Origin of the sequence: Caldalkalibacillus uzonensis (genome assembly GCF_030814135.1) — a bacterium.
Taxonomy (GTDB): domain Bacteria; phylum Bacillota; class Bacilli; order Caldalkalibacillales; family Caldalkalibacillaceae; genus Caldalkalibacillus; species Caldalkalibacillus uzonensis.
This window is the reverse complement of record NZ_JAUSUQ010000007.1, coordinates 180296-205818: the sequence shown is the minus strand read 5'-3', so window position 1 is coordinate 205818 and position 25523 is coordinate 180296. Positions and strand designations below refer to the sequence as shown.

Genomic DNA, 25523 nt, shown 5'->3' with positions numbered 1-25523 from the left:
AATCTTCCATGGCTAATTTGCTGGATGGGGCCAGGGCGCGATTGGCCACCATGGCAAAGATCAGCCGTTCGATATCCAGCTGGTGATGGCGAGAAGCAAACAGTTTCTGAAGAATCCGATCCATCCCTAATTTGCGCCAGAGCTGATCCAGCATCCAAACGCCGCCCAGGCGTTTGTAAGACTGAAACAAAAATTCGGCTGTTTCTCCAATCGCATCCCTGGCTTCAAATGCTTGCTCAGGGGAAAGGAATCGCGAAATGCTTTTGGCCAGACGCTCCAGGACCGCACGGTCAAATTCATCTTCCCGACCGAAAGAATAGATCACCTTCGCTTTTGAATATTTGGCCTTCGGATCCCATTCGTTATGAGCAAGTTGAAGATAAGCGGTGACAGATCCATCTTTGTTTTTACGAGTGACTCGACGTATGTACATGCCTATATTATACCCTATAAACAACAAAATGGAAAGCAAAAATTTAACAAACGTGTGCCTATGAAAATCTCGCCATTTTTCTGGGTAGTCATCCGAATCTGCCTTGATTTAAAAGCATTTTGTAAATTTTGTTTGTCCAAAAAAGGTTTCAAACTGTCGAACTCGGGTCAGCGTTCAACCGCCTTTAGAAGGACAACTGAAGCAGTTGCACCAACAAGCGTCCACTTTTATTCTGATCACCAACGAAATGGATGAGGAAAAGCTGACGGATGAAGACATGTTAAAAGGGTATAAAGCACAGCAGACGGTTGAAAACCGTTTCCGTTTTCTCAAGAACCCTTATTTTGTTGGCAGTATCTATTTGTCCAAGCCCGAGTGGGTTGAAGCATTTGCTTACATCATGATGATCAGTGTCATGATTTACAGTCTTTTTGAATACCTGATCCGCCGCGAGATGGCTAAAGAAAAGGAACCCTTGGAATTGATGGGTGGTCGCGCAAGCTTTCGTCCCACCGGTGAAGCAGTGCTGGAAATATTGGACACAGTACAGATCGTGCAGATGGAGCAAAATGGGCAAACCATCCGTCTATTACCGGAGAACCTTCGGTCCCAAATTGAACGTATATTAACTCTCTTAGGGATGGGTCCCGCCATTTATACGCAGCTTAAAGGCGGGAATGGTGTCGAAAACACGCGTGTCTAAAGCACTGAAAGGGGTTATTTGGTTTTTTCAATGTCTAAAGATGGTGCTAAATGATAGTTCCGATTAGAAGATGTCGAACATACCAAAGCTCTACAACATCGTATTATGGAAAACATTTCATTCCAAATTCAATGACGCGGAATCTAGGTTCTTAGGTTTTTTCTCAAGTTTTTCTTCTTTTAGAAGAAGCTCGGTCTCAAGATTCTATGTGTGTTGCATCGATAGCCAAGGTATGATCGTTAATAAATCCTTCTGATATCGCCTGATGCACTTGTTCTAGGACATTGGTCTCACTAATCTTAGTGATCATTCTTGAATAGGAAGCTTCCGATGGAATGGCATCGGATAAAAGAAAACCACAGTCAAGACGAAAGATGTAATCGTGTTTGAGACGTTGAACCAAATCTTTAATCGTCGGGATTCGCTCAGTAATTCTTGCCACAAGGGAGTAAACCATCGCAGGATAATTCAGCTGAACAGGAGCACCGTAACACGACTTCTTACTGACTATAGCTAAAATAGGGTCGATATCAATTGTTGAAAATACAGCTTCAAAACGATGGGTGGGTTCAAGATTGTATAATTCTTGCAGGTCAAAAAGACTTCTTTGTCGTATAATAGACATAGGGAGTCATCCCCCAATCTCTAGAGTTTTCTTGGACAATTACTCTATTCAGATTTGGGGAGGTACTCCTTTTTTTATTCATAAAATCCCTTGAGCCCGTTGGGCTCAGATTTATGAAATTGATTCATGTAACATTATAATAAAATTTTTATTGACAAATCCTACTCAAAAAATACTTTACTACTCTTATTTTTGATCTTCCTTCTTATGGACCTACGTTTTTGTAACATTTTTTTCCCTAATTTTATAATTGTAGGTATGGTTTTTAATAATCGAGGTTCAAATATTATTACATAAGTTAGTTTTAATAATTCTCTAGGTATAATCCTTATTATATTTCTAGAATCCATATTTTTTATTAATATAAGATAACTATTTATAAAAGAGAGCCTTCTAATAAATTCTGATTGCTTTTCTCTATGCCTTTTCATATTTAAAATACTTATCGATCTACTTATTGCTCTACCGTGGTAAGCAACTGCCTCTGGAACGAAATGACATTCCCATCCAAAAGCTCTTAATCTCCAAGACAGATCTATATCTTCTTTATAAGCAAAAAAATCTTCATCATAATATTCTCCTGATATTTTAGTATCCTCTAGGGCTTTTTTTCTAAATACAGGGGCAGCTCCAGACACTCCAAATACTTCTATATTATTATCGTATTTATTTAAATCAGTCTCATTTTGCCCTCTATCCTCCATTTTCATATTTTTATAAACAACAATACCGGTACTATCAATAACATTTAATGATTCCATTTTGTTGAAATCATACTTGATTAGCTTACCTGAAACAGCTCCAACATGAGTATTTTCCTCTAGGTATGTTACAGTTTTAATGATAAATTTCTTTGTCAATAATACATCAGTATTAAGAACTATAACATATTTACTTTTAGATATTCGTATTCCTTTATTGGCCGCAGCACTGTAACCTACATTTCGTTCATTTTGTACACATATTATTTTCCCCCCATATTTACCTTTAATATATTGGTACGAACCATCTGAAGAGTTATTATCAATAAAAATTATTTCTAATTTTAGATCAAGTTTTAGTAAGTTACTTATGCATAAATCAGCTAAATTTCTAGTATTATAATTGACAATAATTATGTCTATAGTTCCAATTTCAAAATTCATAGATAACACTCCGGTTATGGCTTATTGGTAATATTTCTTTAATACTAAAATCCAACAAAATTGAAATGAAACAGGGAGATATAGCAAAAAATCAACAAAAAATGACATCATTATTATCTGCAATAAAACTACATAAATCATAAAATTTTTGGCTGTCGTTTCTAATCTTAAATTATGATAAACATAGCAACTTAGTGCTCCAATGATAAAGGTATAAAAGCATAAACCTAAAATCCCAAAATCTAAAAAAGGGGAGGTCATATAACTTGAGACCGTAAAATTGGGATGAACTAAGAACACGGGTTTACTATAGGTGACATTAGAATAGAAGAAGTCAAGAAAAACAGTTGGTAAAAATGATTCAAACATAAATTTTCCATAACCATAGTCAAAATCTATATAAGTTATCAAATTATTTATATGAGCCAATTGCATTGTAAGGTATATATATGCCCAGTAAAATCCCGAAAGGAAATAGTTCATCTGTTCACCTTTATATTGCGATATGTATAAAAAATTATCTAGACCTGTTCTAAAGTTACCCACTACACCAAATAAAATAATCACTAAAATAATTACAGGTAATAGTCGAGAAAAATTAATTCTCCTAATATATAAATGATGTATAATCGTTAATTGGATAATAAGTGTAATTAATACCTGCCTACTGATAATAATAATTGGTATTAAGATTACCCCAATAAAATATAAAATGTATTTTTTCCGAGGATTTTTAACGAGTTCTATGTAAAGTAGCATACTATAAAATAATAAAAAGCTCAAAAACAAACCGTTAAATGTAGGAATTCCAAAATCAAAATATGTTTTATGATCTCCTAGTGCCAACCATATAATAGGATATCCGCCGCTGTATATTCCTTGTATAATTGTAATAATTACAATTAGATAAAAACTTATATCCAAAAAGATCTCATTAATCCTTATCTTTATTTTGCTAAAGTTTGGCTTTAATGATCTTACTCTTTTATAACTAGGTAAGTTTAGAGTAAAAATATAAAAATACCCCATTACAAAAGACAAAAAAACTAACATCATGTATGACAAGGTTTTTGGTGATAAATCTTCTAGTAAGTAACTTAGCTGAAAAGAATATAATATTAATATAACGCACCATATACCTAAAAAAATCGTTTGAAAGTTAAATATGTGTCTATGAATAATGTAACTAAAAAGGGCAAAAAAGATTAATATACATATTAGTAATATAAGCAAGATGATCACCCTAGATATTAAGGTTTATTCTTTTCTTGTATAAGCAGATAACCTTACCTTAATTTGTTTTGGCAAGTAATAATGCTTTCGTCCTAATATGTAAGCTATATATTTACATAATGTCTCAACAAAAGCATAAGGTAATTTATTAATTTTTTTATTCTTAATTAAGTATCCTAATAAATTAATAAAAAACTTAAAACCTTCTCTTTCATTTGAAGCGTATTTTTGCAGATATTTTGTTTGTTCAAAAGCCATCCCTATGTCAAAATACCTTTTAAATTGTTGCGGTAAAGTATAATTGTGTGAATGAAATACTTTTGCCTTGTTATTATAAACAACCTTATTTCCGTTAAGAATAACCTTTGCAGCTAAAACCATATCTTCATTCAGAATAATATTCTCGGGAAATCCTCCCAATGAGTTAAATGTAGATCTCCTATACATACTACACACATTTGAATTGAAGAATGTCTTAATACCTAATTCTTTGAGACAGTTTTTGTCCTTTACAATTCTTTTATCAGGATAATTAAATTCCCTTAAAAATACTTCTATGGGGCTTGCATCAGGCTTAGGTATTTGCCTAGCATACACAATATCAACTCTGTTATCTTCAAATTCAGATATAAGGTTAATTATGAGATTATTATCAAATGGGATAGCATCTTGAGTCATAAACAATAGATATTCTCCAGATGCTAAAGATGCTAAATAATTTCTTGTTCCTCCATGATCAAAATCTTTATTATCAATAACAAATACTTTAACACCCGGGAAATTGTTTATAACATTTTTAATAGTCTTATCTGTGGAAGATGAATCAACAATAATTATCTCTAGTCTACCACTTTCATTTAATCTTTGATTAGTAATACCATTTAGTAATTGACAGATATGTTTTTCAGCATTATAAGTCGGGATTAATACGGATATTGTCCTCATCATACTCATCCTATTCGCATCTAAGTTAAAAAATGCTATTGAAAAAAGCGATCTTAATTCGCTTTTTGAAGAAGAAAGGATGGCAGAACGAAAAATTAGAAAAAGCGATGGAGCTTACATTTTGTGATACCTTTATCATGGAATAATTTAGAACATATGATGGGGTAATTGAGTATTGCTTTGTTCCGCCAATTTACTACGGATTTTTTATACAAATTAGCCATGAATCTTTTTCTAAAATGATAATAGCTATAAATAGCTGTTTCCCTATTATCTTCATTATACCTCACTTTTGACAGTAAATAAAAAATCTTGTAAAGCATCTTTCCAATGACGTACTTCCTTATACCCATTTAATCTTAAGCTCAAATGATCAAGAATTGAGTTCGCAGGTCTCATAGCAGGCCTAGGAAAATCTTTTGTTGTGCATGCCTCCACATTAACATTTATGTTCGCATGTTCAAAAATTGTGTTTGCAAACTCATACCATGTGCAAGAACCACTATTGGTTACATGATATATCCCATATTTTTCAGATCTGACTAGCTCAAGAATGACATTTGCTAAATCTACAGTGTAAGTTGGACATCCCTTTTGGTCATTGACAACCTTTAGGGCTTTTTTTTCTTTAGCAAGTTTTAGCATAGTCTTTACAAAGTTATTGCCATTTTTTCCATATACCCATGAGGTCCGGACAATAAAATATCTAGAATGAAAATCACGTACATATTGCTCTCCGGCTAATTTTGATTTTCCGTAGATGTTAATAGGGCATGGTTGATCAAATTCATGATAAGGCTCTTTTTTCTGCCCGTCAAATACATAATCCGTGCTAATATATACTAATTTGGCTCCGAATCTCTCTGTCGCCACCGCTATATTCCTTGCGCCAATGGCATTGACTAAAAAAGCCTTATTGGGCTCAGTCTCAGCTTGGTCAACGTTTGTGTATGCTGCACAATGTATGACAATATCAGGCTTAACATTATAAATTATTTCATTTACTAAATCCTGATTGGCTACATTCAGTTCACTTTTTCCAAAACCTACTACATCAAATTCTTTACTATTAAACACCTTGATCATATCATATCCTAGTTGACCGTTCGCACCAGTTACCAAGACTTTTTTATTCATAGAGTCTCTCTCCATATTGTCTCTGATAGTATTTCTGGTATTCTCCCGATTTTACTCTTCTCCACCAGTCTTTGTTATCCACATACCACTGAATTGTTTCTTCAATACCTTTTTCAAATGAATACTTTGGTTCCCAACCTAATTGTTCTTTTATTTTTGCTGGATCAATGGCATAACGTCTATCATGTCCTGGTCTATCTGTAACAAATTGTATAAGAGCTTTCGGCTTATTTAGTTTTTCAAGAATAAGTTCTACAACCTCAATATTTTCACGCTCATTATGCCCACCAATATTATATATTTCTCCCGGCTGTCCATAATGAATAACTAAATCAACTGCAGAACAATGATCATTAACATGAAGCCAATCACGTATATTTTTTCCATCCCCGTAAACTGGAAGTTTTTGGTTTTCCAACGCATTAGAAATCATAAGAGGGATTAATTTTTCAGGGAATTGAAAAGGACCATAATTATTTGAACAACGCGTAATGTTCACATCTAGTTTAAATGTTTCAAAGTATGAACGTACTATCAAGTCAGCAGCAGCTTTGCTCGCTGAATAAGGGCTATTTGGGGCCAAAGGTGTAGTTTCAGTAAAATAGCCGTGTTCACCTAATGTTCCATACACTTCATCAGTAGATATCTGAACAAATTTCTCCACTCTCTGTTCGTGAGCAACTTCTAACAAAGTTTGTGTTCCAAACACGTTAGTTTTTACAAAAATATGAGGTTGAGTAATACTGCGGTCAACATGTGACTCTGCCGCAAAATTAACGATAACATCTATATCAAACTGTTTTACTAGGTAAGATAATAATTCTTTGTTACATATATCACCCTTGACAAAATGATAGTTGGGATTATTTTCAACATCTTTTAAGTTTTCCAAGTTACCTGCATAAGTAAGCAAGTCCACATTAACAATAGTGTAGTCTTTATATTTATCTAGCATATACCTAACAAAATTACTGCCAATAAAACCTGCTCCTCCGGTTACAAGAATATTCATTTTCGACTCCCCTATTAAAAATTAATCTCTGCGTCTTTCAGAAACGGATGAATTTTATCTTTTTCAGACAAAATTGGTGTTGAAGTGGGCCAATCAATACCAATATCAGGATCATTCCAGTTTATTCCACGATCATGTTCAGGAGAGTAATACTCATCTACTTTATACAGAACCTGTGTATTTGGTACAAGCGTACAAAAGCCATGAGCAAATCCTTTGGGTACAAGAAGTTGACGCTTATTTGATTCACTTAATATAACTCCAATCCATTGACCAAACGTAGGTGAAGATTTACGAATATCAACTACTACATCGAAAATGGCACCAGTCGCTACTCTTACCAGTTTAGATTGTGCTTTGGGGTTTAACTGGTAATGTAGCCCTCTAATCACGCCTGCCTGAACAGATAGAGAATGGTTATCCTGGACCCAATGATATTCCAAACCACTCTCTTTATATTTTTTATCATTATAGCTTTCCATAAAAAAACCCCGATGGTCAACATAGACATCCGGCTCAATGATAACTACACCTTCAAACTTTGAAGGGATTATTTTCATGTTAATACTCCTTCTTCATTTATTGTACCAGTTTCTAAATTTGCTATCTGTAATAGATACTTTCCGTACTCTGTTTTTTGAAGGGGGACGGCCAGTTCAAGTAACTGCTCCTTAGATATATAACCCTTTCTAAATGCTATTTCTTCAAGACAGGCAACTTTCAAACTTTGCCGTTTTTCTACTGTTTCAATAAACATTGACGCTTCCAACAAAGATTCATGAGTTCCTGTATCCAACCAGGCAAAGCCCCGTCCAAGTAACTCAACATGAAGTTCTCCTAATTCTAAATAGGCTTTATTAACATCCGTAATTTCCAGCTCTCCACGAGATGAAGGCTTTATTTGCTTTGCTATATCAACAACACGTTTGTCGTAAAAATAGAGACCGGTCACTGCATAAGATGACTTAGGTACATCTGGTTTTTCTTCAATAGAAATAACCTTGCCATGCTTATCAAATTCAACCACTCCGAAGCGCTGAGGATCCTTTACATTATAGCCGAATATAGTAGCTCCAAATTTTCTTGAGACCGCCCGCTCTAATATTTTGGTAAACCCATGACCGTAAAATATATTATCTCCTAAGATTAAAGCGACGTTATCCTTACCAATAAAAGCTTCTCCGATTAAAAAAGCTTGGGCTAATCCATCTGGAGATGGTTGTATTGCATATTCCAGAGAAAGTCCCAGGTCTGAGCCATCTCCAAGTAATTGTTGGAATCTAGAGGTATCTTCTGGAGTTGATATAATTAAAATTTCCCTTATTCCCGCTAACATTAAAACAGACAATGGATAATAAATCATTGGCTTATCATATACGGGTAACAATTGCTTTGAAATAGCCTTAGTTAGCGGATACAATCTAGTGCCACTACCACCAGCTAAAATAATTCCTTTCATGCAACAACACTCCCAGATTAATGAAATTTATATACTAATTTACCTATCTTCTCCTCAATAGACTTAAATAGTGCGGAGTATTCCTCTCTGAAATCATTACCAAATAATAAAGCTATTTTTCTAAACGAATAGGCATCGTCCCAAGTAAGCAAACTAGGATTAAAACCATCACCCAAATGATATATGTATCTTTTATTTTTCTTGACATATTCTGTTTCTGGAAATCTATTGGATTCAACGCTAACAGAAAAGGCAAAATCAATTACTACAAGATTTAATTTCTCTTTGCCAGTTATTATGATATTAGCCGGTCGTATATCACGATGTACTATACCAACTGAATGCAATAAGTTTATGCTCTCGATAAATTGTTCTAATAGCATCTTTTTCTGACTTGTTGTTATTATGTGTTCCTTAAGCATTTTATCTAATGTTTTTCCTTCTATAAATTTAACAGCTATAAAACTTTCACCGCAGCATTCTCCGATAAGTTCTACCTGAGGAAGGTGTTGTTTATAAAATAATGGATCATAATTAGAGATATAATTAATAACTTCAAATTCACGTTGAATTAAATTGAAAATCCCCCCTGTTTTTATAAATATTTTTTCCTTATTTGGTTTTTCTCCTATAAAGTAATTACAATTATGATGCCAAGATAAGAATTTATATGGTCTTATATTTTCTATACCAAATTTTTGACTTAAGTCTCTTCTAAAACCTTTGTATTTTGTTACATACCACAATGCTGACTTAAAATTTTCTTTTAGCACACCCTTTTTTGTCGCAATTATTGTTTTTATATCATTTAAAGTTTTATACTTCATAATACCCACCATAATCAGTCTTTAATGATCAATTGCTTGACAGGTTTTAGACGTCTTTTAATAGGAATAATGAGTTTTTCTTGAAGCTTTCTTCCTAATGATATCCTTATTTTAATTAAATTGTTATTAAAATATACAGATCGATCCACAGGTTCTTTATATTGATAGTTATTCTTTATCATAAAACTATCTAATATACTCTTTAGAAAGTTAATATTTTTAAAGTAGGTATAATCATACTCTTTGTTTAATATTTGCTGACTCATCAACCACAGTCTTTCTGCATAATCATCTGCTACCGTTTTTTTGTGTACAATTACATGGTATAACAATGAGTAAAAATAATTAACATAATCTGGTGCATAGAAACAGTTTTTCATCAATACTTTATTACTTAATATTTTCTTTTGCCAATTGATATCATAATAATTATCACCTAGATACCGAAAATCAAAGTAAACCTCCTCACCACCTATATTTACTTTATAATGAACTCTGTACTTCGGTTTAAATACTTTCTTTGCGTTAGTAATCCAACATAAATCATAGTAATTATCCGTTAATAAATCAATATCTCCATGATTCTTCATATTGTACTGTTCCGGCAAACATTCAAAGTTCCTTAATACTACATAATTAACTGTATTATTCAACACATAAAAGAGTTGTTGTATATTGTCCCACCCATTAGCGCCGATAATATCTTCTTGAAGTTTCGTAATTTCTCCGTTCCATTCCGTGTTATAATCCTTTTTATAATCCTCTGCATTTTTTCCTAGCAGCAAAGTTAAGTCATGATTTGTTTCTTGAATTGAATTAGTAGCATGTATTTTGTGTCCACCGCCTGTCCAATCCCTATATGTTGATTTTGCATCGAACATATTTATATTTACTATTTCTGTACCCCTTGATGTATTTCTTTTTCTATATTTAGGATTAGTATCTTCAACAATAATTAATAAAAAGGGCCCTCTCCCACAATGTTTTTCTTTAAAAGAACCGTCAGGTAACTTTGTGCCATAAAAGCGAGATAAATTTTTAGCAAAATTACCTGGGCTCCATTTAATTTCATAAATGTTTAATATTTTTAACTTATGGTTTATATCCTCTATAATCTTATTTTCTTTGTATCTTGCATTTTCCCAAATTATAAACAAATGTAATTCACTTCTTGCGCCCATAATAATAACACCAACCATTTTTTAATATTGATATCCATTTATCAAAGACATTTATTTTTAATTCTTTCTTAACAAAAATAACCGCTAAAACGTTTTTCACCATTAATGATATTGCTGTTGCAACAGCGGCACCATTTATCCCATATATGGGTATCAAACATAAGTTTAAAATTAAATTAACAAATGCACTTAATAGCACATTATTCCTATGGAATCTTCCATAACCTGTCATCATTAGGAGTGAAGCCACAGGACCAGTTGATAATGTGACAAATTGACCAATTGCTAATATAACTAAAGCATAAGTTCCGTCTATAAAATTAGGACCAAATAGTGAAAGTATAGGTTTATTAAAAAACAAAAACACAAGTAAAATAACAAAAGAAATTACTGACATTACCATAGTACTTAATTGAGCTAGTTTTTCAAGTGCTTGATACTTCTGCTTTCCCCAAAACACTGCAAATTTTTGGCTCAAAACTCCGTTAACTGCTATTAAAATCATACTACTTAAAAACGCCAATTTAGCAGCTATATTATAGATCCCCACATCTTCTGAAGTCCCTAACCAGCCTAACATAAACGTATCCATGAAGCTTAGGACTAGATTAAGCGAAGCCACCCACATTAGCGGAATACTGGTTTGTAATAATTCATCCCTATTAAAAAAACCGTTTATTTTCCTAACAAATTGAGGTAAACTCTTTAACCATATTAACTCACACATACATAATGTTATAAACGCTGTAATAGCATAGATGAGCACAATATGGTTAACGTTAATATTTATAATTGTATAGCAAATCATTATTAAGATAACATTAATCAAAGGGAGCGAAACACTTTGTAAAAACATTCCTGTTTTTATTTTATTTAGCCCTTTTAAAACTTCAGCATATAGATTAATTAATGAAACTGGCAAAATAGACAACGACATTATCTTAAGAACAAATCCTAGCTCAGGTTCATTAAAAATCCACATAGATGTATAATCTGAAATAAAGATCATAATTAAAGTTACCAATATCGAAGAAAAAGTTGTGATCTTTAACATTAGCTTATAAAGTCCCTTTATACCCTGCCAATCATTATTTGAATAGCAAAGAGACGTATATCTTAATAACGCATTATCTAATCCTAACCGTGTTATGACAGTACACACGGTTATGATAGAAATTGCTAAGAAATAAATCCCTATCCCTTCCGCACCTAATATACGGGCTAATAATATATTTAAAAAAAAGCCTAAAGCGGCACCAATTGCTTTAATTAGAAACGAATAGGTTGCGTTATATAGCATACTATTACTTAATAGCTTAAATATACTTTTTAGCATAGCCTTTCCCTTGTTTAATTTAATGATTTTTTAACAATGAATTAACAAATGTTTAATAAATGTTTGATATGATTAGATTTAGATAAGATGGGGAACCAAAAAAAGATTGTTATTAGTAAGCTCCTTTACCAGTTAATATTATCACTATGGTTTTAATGATTATTTTAATATCCATATATAAGCTTCTATTGGATATATACTTCAAGTCTAACTCAACCATCTCTTTAAAACCAATTTCGCTCCGCCCACTAATTTGCCATAGCCCTGTACAACCTGGTGTTACGAGTAAACGTTGCTTATCATTATCTGTATATTCTTTAACCTCTCTTGGTAAAGGAGGGCGAGGACCAACTAAACTCATATCTCCTTTTAAAACATTCCACAATTGAGGAAGTTCATCAATACTTGTTTTTCTGATAAACTTTCCTACTTTTGTTATACGAGGGTCATCTTTTATTTTAAACATTGGACCCGTTGTTTCATTACGGTGCATTAGCGAATCAAGGAGTTCTTCAGCATTTGTTACCATAGAACGAAACTTGTACATGTAAAACTCTTTTCCATTCTTACCAACACGTTTTTGTTTAAAAAAGACAGAACCTTTTGGATCCTCTACTTTGATAAGAGTTGAAACTGTAACAAACAATGGTACAAGCAGTATTAAACCTATTAATGATCCACACACATCTAATATCCTTTTACTGATTAGATACAGTTTACTATCGTTAACTACGATAATTTCTTTTGGTTGTTCTATTTCATCTTTTCGAATATGATTATAAGCACTTGCTTTTGAAGGGTGCATTTTTAAATCTCTCCTCTATAACTTCTCTACCTTCTCTCTATTTAAAACATCTTCTAAGATTTTCAGAAGACTGTTTCTTAAATCTTTGTTTTGTAACGCCATCTCAATGGTAGTCTGAATAAAACCTAACTTCTCCCCAACATCATAGCGTTTACCTTCAAAGTTATAAGCATAAACCTTCTGAGTCTTGTTTAATTTTTGAATCGCATCCGTCAGCTGAATCTCGCCGCCGGCACCAATTTCATGCTGGTCTAAGTATGTAAAAATCTCAGGTGTTAAAATGTATCTTCCCATAATAGCTAAATTAGAAGGTGCTGTTCCCTTCGGAGGTTTCTCTACCATATTGGAAACCTCATATACTCTTCCGTTTTGAGATGAGTATTCCACAATACCATAGCGATGAGTCTGATTTTCCGGCACAGTTTGAACTCCAATGATGGAATACTGTGTTTTCTCAAACTCATCGATTAATTGCTTCAAACAAGGTGTTTCCGCTTGAACAATATCATCACCTAATAAAACAGCAAACGGTTCATCTCCAATAAATTTTCTCGCACACCATACTGCGTGACCCAAACCTTTTGGCTCTTTTTGACGAATATAATGAATGTCAACCAAATTTGATGCATGTTGTACTTCTTCTAACAAATCAAACTTTTGCTTTTTAAGCAGATTTTGCTCCAATTCAAAGGCATGGTCAAAGTGATCCTCTATGGCCCGTTTCCCTTTACCGGTGACAATAATAATATCCTCAATTCCGGAGGCTACGGCTTCTTCTACTATGTATTGAATGGTGGGTTTATCTACAATCGGTAACATCTCTTTCGGCATCGCTTTTGTTGCTGGCAGGAAGCGTGTGCCCAAACCTGCTGCCGGTATAATAGCTTTGCGTACTTTTTTCAAAACCTACCGCCCCTCCAATAGTGTTTATTATCGATTTATTAGCCATGCTAAAAAAGTATAAAAGCCCTTAGTTACACTGCCTTACCAAGCAACATAACTAAAGACTCTTTAGGGAATTTAATCCCCTAACCACACCCTTGGCGACTTGCGCCTAAGGTTGAGCCCGCCCGGATTCAACCCACAGCGTGGCCGAGTGCCTGCAGTGATAAGGGTACAGCAGGCCTTACCCTTCTATCCTTAACGTCTTTTCTATCCTTCTAGGTTACTTCCGCTTCAGCCAGCCAAACCAGGACCTTTTGGTTTGAATCCGTTGCGGAGGTTCTACGTAGAGTTCCTGACCTTGGCCTATCTTCTCGGCAGCCTGCTTAAAATCATAGACCACTTGGGGGCCAAACTCACGATCCAGCTCTTGATACGCCTCCTGTATATGGAACCCCCGTTTTCTGGCCCGGTGGGCATCTGAGGCGATCACATGGGCCAAGCCATGCTCAATGCATTGTAAAGAGAATTTCTGTACTTCTGAGCCAAACTTCCCAACCAGACTGGCCGCCGTGATCTGGGACATGGCTCCTTGCTTGACCATCTTGTACAAAAGATCCGGATGTTCCCGAATCTTCCGATTACGTTCAGGATGGGGAATAATCGGAATAATGCCCTGCAAGAGAATCTCGTAAATCACTCTGTCAACAAAGGCAGGAACATGGTCATAAGGCAATTCCAGCAGCAGATATTTTTGCTGATCATTGTAAGTTAGCAAGGTGTTCAGCTGCAAGTCTTTGACGATCTCCCCGTAGATATGTACTTCCTGTCCAGGAAGAATCGTTAAGGGAATGCCCTGTTTGTCAATCTCGGCTTGCAAATAATCGACAAGATCCAGCACATCTTGCTTGTGATTGGTATACACACCATTCAAGTGATGGGGTGTGGCAAATACAGTTGAAATGCCGTTTTCCACTGCTTCCTTGGCCAGGGCGAAGCTGTCTGTCAAACTTTGGGCACCATCATCAACGCCAGGCAAGATATGACTATGCAAGTCAAACATGTTATCCACCCCATCCCACAGTCAAGATCCAATATATGATAAAAATAAGTTCTTTTGTACTATAAAATATAAACTTTTGTACTATGAAATATATTATATCTGCCTTAGCAAAATATTTCCATAGCGAATGATGTCGAATAATGTCGAATCGAGTTAATATACGCTTAATAAAAAGAGAAATTTTAGCCTCCAGTCATAAGCAATAGAGTTGCACGGCTAAAATTTCAGTCATGGCCAGAACTTTTTCTAAACCTAGCGCTCCCCATAATAGTAATAGTAGTGACTATTATTGGACAGCTTGCGGTTATTTAAGACACAGCCGATAATATTCGCTTGTACTGTTTCTAGTAAACCCTTGGCTTTCACGGCCAGTTCTTGATTCGTCTTCCCCGAACTGACAACCAGAATCACACCATCTACTTGACTCGCCAGAATCTGCGCATCTGTTACGGCAATAACCGGCGGTGTATCAAACAGCACCACATCATATTTCGTTTGGGCTTCTTCAATAAGCGCTTTCATCCGCTTAGAGCCCAGCAGCTCTGCCGGGTTGGGCGGAATGGGCCCTGAGGTGAGCACTTCCAACCCTTCCACATCCGTATCGGTGCGGATCACTTCCTCCAGTGTCGCACCACCGGACAGTACATTGGTTAAACCTTCGTTATTCAGGAAGCTGAAGGTATGATTCACCGTTGGTTTGCGCATATCTGCATCTATGAAAAGAACAGATTTGCCTGCTTGGGCCAGGGTAATAGCCAAGTTAGCTGAAACGGTGGACTTTCCTTCTCCTGGTCCGGTACTGGTCACCATCAGAGTACGCAGTTCCTTATCTACACTGGCAAATTGGATATTGGTTCTTAAGGTGCGAAACGCTTCCGAAATCGGTGATTTGGGATCCTGCAAGGTAATCAGTGAGCGTCGTTTAGTGGCAGATTGTCTAGGCTTCAATTTGTTCTCCTCCTACTTTCCGGCTGTGCCGCACTCTGGCTGTATGGGCAGTCGGTTCCTCCATGTGGGCAATGGTGCCTAAGACAGGCAGTCCCAAGATGCGTTCCACATCTTGCTCAGTCTTGATAGTATTATCCAGATACTCCAGTAAGAAGGCCAGTCCCACAGCGGTCATCAAACCGACGACACCTGCGATGGCCATATTGAGCAACGGTTTTGGCTTGACCGGTGTTGGTTTGTCTGGCAGCTTGGCTTCAGCCATAATATGTACATTATCTACATTCATCAAGTTGACAATTTCCCGCTGAAACGTTTCCGCTACTGCATTGGCAATAAAAGCTGCTTGTTCAGGGCTGGGATCGGTGACGGAGACCGACATGACCTGGGAGTCACGTACGGCACTGACGTTAATTTGCTCATTCAGTTCGTTAAATGTCTTGTCCAGATTATAACGTTCAATGACCAGCTCTAAAATGCGCGGACTTTTAATCACCACTTGGTATGTATTCATCAATTCCAGATTGGTGCGAATATCTCCTTGATTAATTTCACTGCCAGGCCGGCTCTGGTTAACCAGAATCTCTGCTGTGGCTTCATATTGCGGTGTAATGACAAAGTAACTGACAAGACCGCTCACCAGAATCGCAACCGCAGTAATAATGCCGATCAAAGGCAATCTTTTGCTAAGAATAGCAAACAATTCTCTTAAATCTAGCTCTTGCACTTCCCGTTTCTCCATAACGCGCCTCCAACTCTTTCCCATTGTCATAGCAGGATTAATGATGATTGCTTGTCAACACTCATATCCATTGTAAACAAATTCCTCCGTTTTTTCTAGTCACTTTTTCACAATTTGTACGATTGATCTACAAATACCCCTATAAATCTGCTTTTTCCGCGAAGGCTTTAGGATATAAAAAATCCGCCCCAAGGCGGAATCAGCTAAATGCCTGTGCTTTTACAGTAATATGATCACAACCACAACAATCCCCACAATGAGCCAGAACGGCAACACCAACAGTAACCCTTTTAAAATCCCTTCCACACATTCCATTCGTTCCACCCTTTGGAGATCATCTTTTACTTTGATTATCCCCAAAAGATGTTAAGGACGGTTAAAAGCAGTGTAAAGATTGTGTTAAGATACCAGGTTCAATTTGCCGGTTGCCATATTAACCTTGCTTCTCTCCCAGAGCAAACATCAGGTCGCCTTCAGCCACCACTTCCCCATTCACTGTGGCTGCCCCGTGCCCTTTGCCGATCGAGCCGCGCACGCGGGTCAGCTCCACTTCCAGGTGCAAGGTGTCGCCCGGTTTGACTTGCCCTTTGAAGCGGAAATTGTCAATCCCGGCAAAGAAGGCAAGGCGTCCCCGGTTCTCCTCTTTCTTGAGAATGGCCACAGCGCCCACCTGGGCCAGAGCTTCCACGATCAGCACCCCGGGCATCACCGGGTAGCCGGGAAAATGGCCGTTAAAAAATGCCTCATTAGCTGTTACATTTTTGAGACCTACAGCCCGCTTCCCTTCCTCCACCTCCAGGATGCGGTCCACCAGCAAAAAGGGATAACGGTGGGGAATGATCTCTTTAATCTGTTCAATGTCCAGCATGTCCACTTCTCCTTTCTACAGGTCCAGGCCAATTTCAGCTTAACAGCCTTAGGCCAAAATCAGGTTGATCTGCCATGGTATAAAGCCTTCACAGGCGTACAAACTATGTAATGTCCCCGCTTTCCATGGAAAGTTGGGGTTCACATAAAGGAGTCTCCCAGTGAACATCCGTGGTTACTGGGGGGCTCTTTTCACATTGGGATCCATGCGCAGGTAGGTAAACAGATACACCAGGCTGGTGATAATGGAAAAACCGATGGCCATCCACAAGCCTTCCCGATAGTACGGCAACTGAAACATAATCATTAAAAAGACGACATAGTATAACACCGTGGTCGCCTTGCCAAACCAATTGGCGGCAGGCACTTGCCGTTTGCCCCGGAAATGAACAAACATGGAAACGAAGATCATACCCAGATCCCGGATGAAAAAGACGCCGGCCGCTAACCAGGAAATGCGCCCGTCAATGACAAAGGCCAAAATAACCGTAATCATCATCAATTTATCAGCCAACGGATCCAGCAATTTCCCTGTTTCAGTCACTTGCTGCGTTTTACGGGCCAGGTACCCATCCAGCATATCGCTCAAACCGGCCAGGATCAGCACGGCAAAGGCCAGCAGGTTGGCATGCTCTGCACCGGAGAAAAAAGCGAGCCAAAACAGCGGTATGAAGAAAAAACGGGTGACCGTAATCAGGTTCGGTACATTCATCGCGTTCTTCCTCTCTATACACCATAGCAGAAAAACTTCGGCCGTGCTACCGAAGTTATCCCATTAACAGATGTATATGTATCTCCCTGCCTGTTTTACTCCTTAAAAACCAGATTGTAGATGTGTTTCCAGGTCTCAATATTCAACACCAGCCGCCAGTCTTCCTTGCCCAATATCCCAAAACCAACGATCAGGCCGGCCACTAGCGCTATAAAAAAGCAAAAGAAAACAAACAGCCACTTGGCCATAAACAGTAAGATGCGCTGCCACCACAGGCGCTTCTTAACCAGCATAATCTTCTGCTTTTTTTTCTTCTTCTCCTGCTCCTCCTGTTGTTTTCCTTCCTGTTGTGTCCCCATTAGAATATCCCCTTCACCAAGGGCTTATGCACGAATTGAATTGGCCAAGCCCATCATGTCATCGGCAATAGAGATGGAACGGGCCTGCAGTTGCATCAGGCGCTGGGTGGCCATCACCTGGGTCATTTCTTGAGCCAGGTCCACATTGGACGTTTCCAAGGCCCCCTGGCGCAAACGGATGGTCCGCCCGCCAGGCTCTTGCTCAACCAGGTTAATCAGTTCAATATCGGCCGCATCACCAGGCCAGCGAAAGCGGTTGTCGCCAATGGCCACCAGCTGGTCAGGCCGGTCGATATAAGCCACAGCCAGGTTGTACTCCACGCTCTCCTGTGGTGTTTGAGCGGGATAGGCCAACAGTGTTCCATCTTCCCTGAGCTCTATTGTATCATAATGGGCTGGAAATGTAATCTGCCCGCCGTCGGCCGCCAAGAGGGGTGAGCCGTCAGCAGCCACCACCCTGACCAAACCGTCCAGCTCCGGATGGGGAGCCAACTGAAAGTGGCCGTCCCGGGTATAGACCACTTCCCCTGCCTCGACACCGGCTTCACCGACCGCCGTGTGCCCCAGGCGGAACCAGGCGTGAGGACCTTCAATCATGAAGTCCAGCGGACGCTCCGTGACCAGGACTCCGCCTTGCTCGGGGCGCAAGGTGGTTTGGCTGATGCGGACTCCGTGTCCGATACGCACCCCGTAGGGCGTGAGGCGGCCCGCTTCCTGCCCGGGATGGGGCTGGTTATAGATCTGTTGGGTTAAGAGATCCTGAAAGGTGGCTTCTCTCCGTTTAAAGCCCGCTGTATTCAGATTGGACAGATTGTGGGCATGGGTATCCACTTTAAGCTGCAATTGGCGCAAAGAGGTGGCTGAGGTGAGCATGATCCGGTTCATGGCAAGACTCCTCCTCTTCTTTTATCTTCATCAATTTGCTAGCTTTAGTACAATTTGCCGATCTGGTTGGCAGCCAGCTCCATGCTGCGGTCATAGGTTTGCAGCACTCTTTGATTGGCTTCATATAAGCGATACTGCATCAGCATCTGGGTCATGGTTTGGCTGACATCCACATTGGACTGTTCAATAAAACCCTGTTGAACACGAAAGGTCACATTGCCCCCATTCTGCGCAGCATTCAGAAAGGGGACTGCATCGATCAGTTGTGGTTCAGCAAAAGGCTCGTCCGCTTCTCCCGCAGCTCCTGCCCAGCGCCACAAGCCGTGCCCCTCTCTGACCAGGTGGTGAGGCTGTTCCGTATAACCCAGCCACAGGCGGGGTTCAGGATTAACACCTGCGGGACCAGTGGCCAAAACTTGGGGATCCAGGAGGATATGCCCATCTTCTGTGACCACAAACAGGTCATTGCCGGTATAGATGGGATTAAGCGCCTCATCCAACACGTAATACCCTTCAGGCGTGACCAGATAGCCTTCTGCATCTATCGCAAATTGGCCGTTTCTGGTGTAGCGGATCTCACCGTCATCTCCCACTTGCACAGCAAAAAAGAGCTGTCCCTGCCGGCCCGTCTCTGGATTGGCGGGCAAACTTTGATCAATAATGGCCACATCCAGGGTCCGTCCTGTCTCCTGAATGGGTCCCTGGCTAAATTGAGGCACACCTTCCTGGGCATAGACGCCCGTATGTAACGTGCCAATGGGGGTCAGGCTGCGCCCTGCCCCTACTGTGCCCATCCCTCTGGCTGAGCCGCCACTTAAGCCTGTACCCTGCTGGGCCTGGATACGCTGCATGAGCATCTCCGGAAAGGCCCTGATGGCAGTCCGATCTTGTTTATAACCCGGTGTCTGGGCATTGGCCAGGTTGTGGCTGAGCATTTCTTGCACCCGTTCAGCACTAATCATCCCTGATGCAGCGGTATAGACACCTTTAAACATCATTTCTCCTCCCTTTGTTTCGCTTTTGTTCACACAAGTTATACCAGTGCTTTCCTGAGGATGCGATCCAAATTTTCCAGCATCATGCCTGTTCCCCGGGCGACGCAGGTCATCGGATCGTCCGCAACCAAGGCAGGCACTTGCAACGTTTCGGTCAGCAGCATGTCCATGCCGTGCAAGAGCGCACCCCCGCCGGTAATAATGATGCCCTTGTCAATGATATCCGCTGACAATTCCGGGGGCGTCCGTTCCAACACGCCTCTGGCAGCGGACACAATGTATTCCACCGACTCTTTCAATGCCTCGTAGACCTCATTGGAGGTAATGGTGATCGTTTTGGGCAGCCCGGAGACAAGGTCCCGCCCGCGGATGTCCATTTCTTCCTGACGAGCAGCAGGAAATACAGTAGCAATCTGGTGTTTCACATCTTCCGCCGTCCGCTCCCCAACCAACAGCTTGTACTTCCGTTTAATAAAATGTTGAATGGCTTGATCGAACTTGTCCCCTGCCATTTTGATAGAAGAGGCGGTGACAATGTCTCCCATGGAGAGTACGGCAATATCCGTTGTACCACCGCCAATATCAACAACCATATTTCCACTGGGTTGGAAGATGTCCATGCCCGCGCCAATGGCTGCCACTTTCGGTTCTTCCTCTAAAAAGACACGCTTGGCTCCGCTTTTTTCTGCTGCTTCACGAATCGCTTTTTGTTCCACAGAGGTGATATTTGTTGGACAACAGATTAAAATGCGCGGAGAGCTGAGAAAGCCTCTGACGCCAATTTTTTGCAGGAAATGTTTGAGCATGGCCTCCGTTATTTCGAAATCGGCAATGACACCGTCCTTTAAAGGACGGGTCGCTACTATATTTCCTGGTGTCCGTCCGACCATCCGGCGGGCTTCTTCCCCAACGGCCAGCACTTTTCCTGTGTTTTTGTCAACGGCCACAACGCTCGGTTCATTCAGCACAATCCCTTTGCCCTTGATATGGATCAGCACGTTTGCCGTTCCCAAATCGATTCCGATATCCCGACTAAACATGTTCATTTGCCCTCCCTGTATCATTCCACTTACCTTGGTACTCACGCTGTCGCATTTTTTAGTTGGTATGTATGAATATATATTTCGTAATTAATCAGGGAAATCCTTTTTTCTGACGTTAAAAATTTGCCATTTTGCGTCGAATTTTTTAGATTAGTTACGAACCTGCTTTTGCTTTCGATTTGACCACAGCTTGTTTGGCAGTGACTTTGCCTTTAGTCTCTCGTTTTTTCTCCTGCTTATACTTGATCTTGGTCGCTTCCCCTCCACGCAAATGGCGCACCGACTTGTGATATTCCAGGATCTTTTTCACTTCGTTGGCCAGTTCCGGATTGATTTCGGGCAGTCGCTCGGTTAGATCTTTGTGCACTGTGCTTTTGGATACACCAAATTCTTTGGCAATTTTGCGAACCGTGGCTCTGGTCTCAACAATGTGCAGCCCGATTTTCAAGGTTCGCTCTTTGATGTAATCGTGCACTCCCCTCGCCTCCTGTACTTTTAATCTGATACATTATATTGGCCAAAAAAGGGAGATATGCTTTAATTCCAAGCCTGACAAGCTAAAAAGATCATTTTTTTATCACAAAAAATAGCCTGAAAAAGCTTGTCCCACAGCTGGGAGGCTTTCTCAGGCTTCTCTATGGTTAAGGGGGAGTCACACTAGAAACTGTTGACTTGTTTATTCATCATCTTCTTGTTCAGCTGTTTGTTCAGCTGCGTCATCTTCCGCATCTGTTTCTTCAGACCGGGCTTCTTCTTCCGTTTCCTCGGTGTCGGTCAGCTCAGACAGAAAAGCATAGGGGTTGACCGGAACACCATTTTCTTTGACCTGGAAGTGGACGTGTACACCCAAATCTTGCTTAAAAATACTGCGTCCAGCACGTCCAAGCAAATCACCTTGCTTCACCTGGTCACCTTCGCTTACCTGCACATCCTCCAAGCCTTGATAGACGGTTACCAATCCGTCCTCATGCTCCAATTCTACAAAGTAGCCGACCAGAGGGTCTTTATCGGCTTGGAGCACTGTACCGGACAAAGCGGCCACCACATCAAAGGTTTCCCCGTCCTTGTGGGCAAAGTCAATACCCTGGTTGGGGTGGAAGGAACGCTCGTACTGGACCATGGCGTTCAACTGTTCCTCTTCACTGGCTTCATCGTCAAAGAAGCCGAGGACCACTTGGATATCGTCACCAACAGCCACAGGCCAGATCATCTCTTCCGGCCCGCCAGTCACAGGCAGTGCGTCAGGATCCAGGTTAGCATCCTCATCACTCACACCTTCTCCTGTTTCTCCTTCGTTTTCATAGCCGACGGAGTCATACAGGTCGTCAGGATCGATGGCGTAGTCCAAGTTGTTGTTCTGATACCAGGTGATAAGCGCAAGGATGAGGGCTGCTGCCGCTAAGTAGACGGCCGGAAAAAACCATTTCTTTTTCATCAGTTTTTTCCAGGGTGAAGAAGGAATAGGTGTCTCTTCTTCACGTTGAGAAGACAATTGGTTTTGATTTTGGTCTTCTTTCATTTTCATCACCTCAGCAACCATTCTTGCCATTTTTAGCCGCTTTATACGTTGCTGAGGCAAATTTTTTAGTTTACCCCCAATATTTTGTTCGATGCATCTGTTATTGAATTTACTTTTTCACAATCCACTGGCGGTAATCTTCAACAGCGACATCCCGGTAATAATACTTGACAATCTCTTCCGCTGTATGACCTTCAGCCGCCATGCCGTTGGCACCGTACTGGCTCATGCCCACCCCGTGACCGTAACCGGTGGTAGTGATCACCACTTCGTTGCCTGCTAAGCTCCAGTTAAAATCTGAGGAGGGCAGTCCTAATAGTTCCCGGATTTCCCGTCCTGTAAAAGTCTTGTCACCCACCTGCACCTCTGTCACCCGCTGGCCTTCACTGCGGGAGACAATCTCGGCAAAGGGCTGGCCGCTGGAGACGGGCACGGACAACTCTACACCCAGTTTATGCTGAAACTCCGCTAAGCTGAGGCGAATCTCTTCCCGGAAACGGGGAGAATCTTTGTCCCAGGGGCTGTTGACACTTTTCAAATAAGGGATTTCCTGGCCCCAGTAATCTTCCGCGTTCTCTGTATAACCGTTGCTGGTGGAGAAAAAGGTGGCATCGATCGGTTTGCCGTTGTAGGTAATCACTTTGCCTCTTGTTTCATTAACCGCCTGGTTGATGCGGCTGATCTTGTGCGGGTAGGCTTTGCCCCATTGCCGGCGTAATTCTTCTTCGTTTTTATACACTTGGTGACCCACATCATCACGCACATCGGCCCCTTCCGGTGTGTCGCTGAAATCTTTTTTCATCATACGGCGGATAATGTAGGTGCGGGCCGCCATAGCCTGGGCTTTCAGGGCTTCCAGTTCGAAATCATGGGGCATTTCAGAAGCCACCACCCCGCGCACATATTCTTCCAAAGGCACTTTCTCAATGGTTTTGGTGGCGGTGCGATAGACGCGCACCATAATCTCTGGTCCTGGTGTTTCACTGGGATCAGGCTGCTCTAGCTGCACGATCTCTCCGGCAGCTTGTCCAGACCCGTGAGGTATAAATTGGGCCACCACACTGGGCACAATGAGGAGTACAATCAGTAATCCAAGACTGATGATCAATACTGTTCGCACGGTTTGTCTCACTCCCACCTGTGTAAGTTTGTGTCAAGTTTGTCTGGTCCAGTTTGTGGTCTTGTCCATCTGGAAGGTTGTCCTTCCTGGCCTACAATACATCTTATGGGAGCGAGGGACGGTTTATGCCAGAAATTATAAAAAGCAGTTAAGCATGACCGCTCAACTGCTTTTTTCATTATGCATACGAAGCCTGTGCTTTCCATTTGATGGCAGCCAATTGGGGCTGGTTGATTTCCTCGCCTGCTGCATTGAAGCGCATAATATCCGCTCCGCAAGCCACGAGTTTGCCCACAATATCTTCATAACCCCGGTCAATATGATGCAGCCCAAAAATCTCCGTTTCACCTTCCGCCACCAAACCGGCCAGGATCAAAGCTGCTCCGGCCCGCAAGTCGGAAGCAGTCACCTTGGTCCCCTGCAGTTTGGCTGCTCCCTCTAGGATAGCGGACCGCCCTTCAATCTTGATAGTGGCGTTCATCCGTTTCAGCTCTTCCACGTGCATGAAGCGGTTTTCAAAGACGGATTCCGTGACCACACTGTTCCCTTTGGCAGTCAGTAACAGGGCCATCATCTGCGGCTGGAGATCAGTGGGAAAACCGGGATGGGGCATTGTTTTCACATCCACGGCAGTCAATGTTTTATGACGGGCATCCACTTGAATACCGCCATCCATGATGGTTACTTCAGCTCCCATGTCCGCTAATTTGGAGATCAACGGATTTAGATGGCGGGGGACTGCCCCTTCAATAAACAGTTTGCTGCGGGTAATGGCAGCGGCAATCATGTATGTCCCCGCTTCAATGCGGTCAGGGATCACGGTATGGGCTGCCCCTTGCAAGCTTTGCACACCTTCAATGCGGATCGTGCCTGTTCCGGCGCCTTCAATGCGGGCTCCCATAGCATTGAGATAGTTGGCCAGATCCACAATCTCCGGTTCTTCAGCCGCGTTTTCAATAACGGTTACACCTTGGGCCAAAGTTGCAGCCATCATAATGTTTTCCGTAGCTCCCACACTGGGTATATCCAGGTAAATATTTTTACCCTGCAAGCGTCCGTCCACTGACGCTTCCACATAGCCATTGCCAATATTGATCGTGGCTCCCAGTGCCTCAAACCCTTTGAGATGCTGGTCAATGGGACGGGAGCCGATGGCACATCCTCCCGGCAGAGCCACCTGTGCCCGGCCTGTGCGGGCCAGCAAGGGGCCCATCACAAGCACAGACGCTCTCATTTTGCGTACATATTCATAAGGGGCTTCGGTTCCCAAATCCTTGGTGGCATCAATGTATAATTTACCTTTTTTATACTTAACCTGAATATTAAGATGCCTTAACACATTAATAATGGTGAACACGTCGTCCAGAGCGGGGACGTCGTCAATCACACTGGTTCCTTTTTCTCCCAGAATAGAGGCAGCAATAACAGGAAGTACTGCGTTTTTGGCCCCGCTGACACGAATTCGTCCTGTTAGAGGCTTACCCCCACAAACAACAATTTTTTCCACTGGTCGTTCCCCTCCGCAAATTTCTGTGTTTGATTCGGATGTG

Annotated in this window: 27 protein-coding genes and 1 pseudogene; 1 reads left to right on the top strand and 27 read right to left on the bottom strand. The window is 40.7% G+C overall.

Features of this window, described 5'->3' with window-relative positions:
- Nucleotides 1-433: IS1634 family transposase N-terminal domain-related protein (locus J2S00_RS11065; protein ID WP_503128584.1), on the bottom strand; the 433-nt coding region annotated here is incomplete at its 3' end.
- Nucleotides 434-638: 205 nt separating this feature from the next.
- Between J2S00_RS11065 and J2S00_RS11060 the strand changes: the two genes are divergently transcribed.
- Complete coding sequence (locus J2S00_RS11060) at nucleotides 639-1136, top strand: hypothetical protein (RefSeq protein WP_307339466.1); 498 nt, start codon at nucleotides 639-641, stop codon at nucleotides 1134-1136.
- A gap of 150 nt (nucleotides 1137-1286) precedes the next feature.
- Here J2S00_RS11060 and J2S00_RS11055 read toward each other — a convergent pair.
- The 26 genes and pseudogenes from J2S00_RS11055 to murA form a co-directional block, all read right to left on the bottom strand.
- A pseudogene (locus J2S00_RS11055) lies at nucleotides 1287-1761 on the bottom strand (transposase); the annotation flags it as partial.
- Between the two features lie 161 nt (nucleotides 1762-1922).
- The gene (locus tag J2S00_RS11050) at nucleotides 1923-2906 is read right to left on the bottom strand and encodes a glycosyltransferase family 2 protein (protein ID WP_307339463.1); all 984 of its coding nucleotides are present in this window, start codon (nucleotides 2904-2906) and stop codon (nucleotides 1923-1925) included.
- 21 nt (nucleotides 2907-2927) lie between these two features.
- Nucleotides 2928-4148, bottom strand: a complete 1221-nt coding sequence (locus J2S00_RS11045) for an O-antigen polymerase (protein WP_307339461.1) — start codon at nucleotides 4146-4148, stop codon at nucleotides 2928-2930.
- Nucleotides 4149-4163: 15 nt separating this feature from the next.
- Nucleotides 4164-5084, bottom strand: a complete 921-nt coding sequence (locus tag J2S00_RS11040) for a glycosyltransferase family 2 protein (protein ID WP_307339458.1) — start codon at nucleotides 5082-5084, stop codon at nucleotides 4164-4166.
- A gap of 279 nt (nucleotides 5085-5363) precedes the next feature.
- Nucleotides 5364-6221, bottom strand: coding sequence for a dTDP-4-dehydrorhamnose reductase (gene rfbD / locus J2S00_RS11035; RefSeq protein ID WP_307339455.1), 858 nt, complete (start codon nucleotides 6219-6221; stop codon nucleotides 5364-5366).
- Nucleotides 6214-7233, bottom strand: a complete 1020-nt coding sequence (rfbB, locus tag J2S00_RS11030) for a dTDP-glucose 4,6-dehydratase (RefSeq protein WP_307339453.1) — start codon at nucleotides 7231-7233, stop codon at nucleotides 6214-6216. Before rfbB ends, rfbD begins: the two co-directional genes overlap by 8 nt.
- Nucleotides 7234-7247: 14 nt before the next feature.
- Nucleotides 7248-7793 (bottom strand): dTDP-4-dehydrorhamnose 3,5-epimerase, encoded by a 546-nt coding sequence (gene rfbC, locus J2S00_RS11025; RefSeq protein ID WP_307339450.1) that lies wholly within the window; start codon nucleotides 7791-7793, stop codon nucleotides 7248-7250.
- A complete protein-coding gene (rfbA, locus tag J2S00_RS11020) occupies nucleotides 7790-8692 on the bottom strand; it encodes a glucose-1-phosphate thymidylyltransferase RfbA (RefSeq protein ID WP_307339447.1) in 903 nt (300 codons plus the stop codon). Before rfbA ends, rfbC begins: the two co-directional genes overlap by 4 nt.
- A gap of 17 nt (nucleotides 8693-8709) precedes the next feature.
- A complete protein-coding gene (locus tag J2S00_RS11015) occupies nucleotides 8710-9519 on the bottom strand; it encodes a protein kinase domain-containing protein (protein WP_307339444.1) in 810 nt (269 codons plus the stop codon).
- Nucleotides 9520-9533: 14 nt separating this feature from the next.
- Nucleotides 9534-10718 carry a hypothetical protein gene (locus J2S00_RS11010; RefSeq protein WP_307339440.1) on the bottom strand — a complete coding sequence of 395 codons (1185 nt, stop codon included), beginning with the start codon at nucleotides 10716-10718 and terminating at the stop codon, nucleotides 9534-9536.
- A complete protein-coding gene (locus J2S00_RS11005) occupies nucleotides 10684-12036 on the bottom strand; it encodes a flippase (protein ID WP_307339437.1) in 1353 nt (450 codons plus the stop codon). Before J2S00_RS11005 ends, J2S00_RS11010 begins: the two co-directional genes overlap by 35 nt.
- A gap of 112 nt (nucleotides 12037-12148) precedes the next feature.
- Nucleotides 12149-12841 (bottom strand): sugar transferase, encoded by a 693-nt coding sequence (locus J2S00_RS11000; RefSeq protein WP_307339434.1) that lies wholly within the window; start codon nucleotides 12839-12841, stop codon nucleotides 12149-12151.
- Between the two features lie 15 nt (nucleotides 12842-12856).
- Nucleotides 12857-13744: a UTP--glucose-1-phosphate uridylyltransferase GalU gene (galU, locus tag J2S00_RS10995; RefSeq protein ID WP_307339431.1), complete on the bottom strand. Its 888-nt coding sequence runs from the start codon at nucleotides 13742-13744 to the stop codon at nucleotides 12857-12859.
- Nucleotides 13745-14006: 262 nt separating this feature from the next.
- Complete coding sequence (locus J2S00_RS10990; RefSeq protein WP_307339428.1) at nucleotides 14007-14786, bottom strand: tyrosine-protein phosphatase; 780 nt, start codon at nucleotides 14784-14786, stop codon at nucleotides 14007-14009.
- Between the two features lie 252 nt (nucleotides 14787-15038).
- Nucleotides 15039-15734 carry a CpsD/CapB family tyrosine-protein kinase gene (locus tag J2S00_RS10985; RefSeq protein ID WP_307339425.1) on the bottom strand — a complete coding sequence of 232 codons (696 nt, stop codon included), beginning with the start codon at nucleotides 15732-15734 and terminating at the stop codon, nucleotides 15039-15041.
- On the bottom strand, nucleotides 15724-16473 hold the full coding sequence (locus tag J2S00_RS10980) for a YveK family protein (RefSeq protein WP_307339423.1): 750 nt from the start codon (nucleotides 16471-16473) through the stop codon (nucleotides 15724-15726). The genes J2S00_RS10985 and J2S00_RS10980 overlap by 11 nt, the downstream gene beginning before the upstream one ends.
- Before the next feature lie 433 nt (nucleotides 16474-16906).
- Nucleotides 16907-17341 carry a 3-hydroxyacyl-ACP dehydratase FabZ gene (gene fabZ, locus J2S00_RS10975; protein ID WP_307339420.1) on the bottom strand — a complete coding sequence of 145 codons (435 nt, stop codon included), beginning with the start codon at nucleotides 17339-17341 and terminating at the stop codon, nucleotides 16907-16909.
- 174 nt (nucleotides 17342-17515) lie between these two features.
- A complete protein-coding gene (pgsA, locus tag J2S00_RS10970) occupies nucleotides 17516-18052 on the bottom strand; it encodes a CDP-diacylglycerol--glycerol-3-phosphate 3-phosphatidyltransferase (protein WP_307339418.1) in 537 nt (178 codons plus the stop codon).
- A gap of 95 nt (nucleotides 18053-18147) precedes the next feature.
- Entirely contained in the window at nucleotides 18148-18411 is a 264-nt protein-coding gene (locus tag J2S00_RS10965) for a DNA-directed RNA polymerase subunit beta (protein ID WP_307339415.1), read from the bottom strand.
- Between the two features lie 24 nt (nucleotides 18412-18435).
- The gene (locus J2S00_RS10960) at nucleotides 18436-19296 is read right to left on the bottom strand and encodes a flagellar hook-basal body protein (protein WP_307339412.1); all 861 of its coding nucleotides are present in this window, start codon (nucleotides 19294-19296) and stop codon (nucleotides 18436-18438) included.
- A 44-nt stretch (nucleotides 19297-19340) separates the two neighbouring features.
- A complete protein-coding gene (locus J2S00_RS10955; protein WP_307339409.1) occupies nucleotides 19341-20291 on the bottom strand; it encodes a flagellar hook-basal body protein in 951 nt (316 codons plus the stop codon).
- A 38-nt stretch (nucleotides 20292-20329) separates the two neighbouring features.
- Nucleotides 20330-21331: a rod shape-determining protein gene (locus J2S00_RS10950; RefSeq protein ID WP_307339407.1), complete on the bottom strand. Its 1002-nt coding sequence runs from the start codon at nucleotides 21329-21331 to the stop codon at nucleotides 20330-20332.
- A gap of 157 nt (nucleotides 21332-21488) precedes the next feature.
- Nucleotides 21489-21809, bottom strand: coding sequence for a sporulation transcriptional regulator SpoIIID (spoIIID, locus tag J2S00_RS10945; RefSeq protein ID WP_307339404.1), 321 nt, complete (start codon nucleotides 21807-21809; stop codon nucleotides 21489-21491).
- Nucleotides 21810-22010: 201 nt separating this feature from the next.
- Nucleotides 22011-22913 (bottom strand): M23 family metallopeptidase, encoded by a 903-nt coding sequence (locus J2S00_RS10940; protein ID WP_307339402.1) that lies wholly within the window; start codon nucleotides 22911-22913, stop codon nucleotides 22011-22013.
- A gap of 49 nt (nucleotides 22914-22962) precedes the next feature.
- Nucleotides 22963-23973, bottom strand: a complete 1011-nt coding sequence (spoIID, locus tag J2S00_RS10935) for a stage II sporulation protein D (protein ID WP_307339399.1) — start codon at nucleotides 23971-23973, stop codon at nucleotides 22963-22965.
- 178 nt (nucleotides 23974-24151) lie between these two features.
- Nucleotides 24152-25480 carry a UDP-N-acetylglucosamine 1-carboxyvinyltransferase gene (gene murA / locus J2S00_RS10930; protein WP_307339396.1) on the bottom strand — a complete coding sequence of 443 codons (1329 nt, stop codon included), beginning with the start codon at nucleotides 25478-25480 and terminating at the stop codon, nucleotides 24152-24154.
- Nucleotides 25481-25523: the final 43 nt, after the last annotated feature.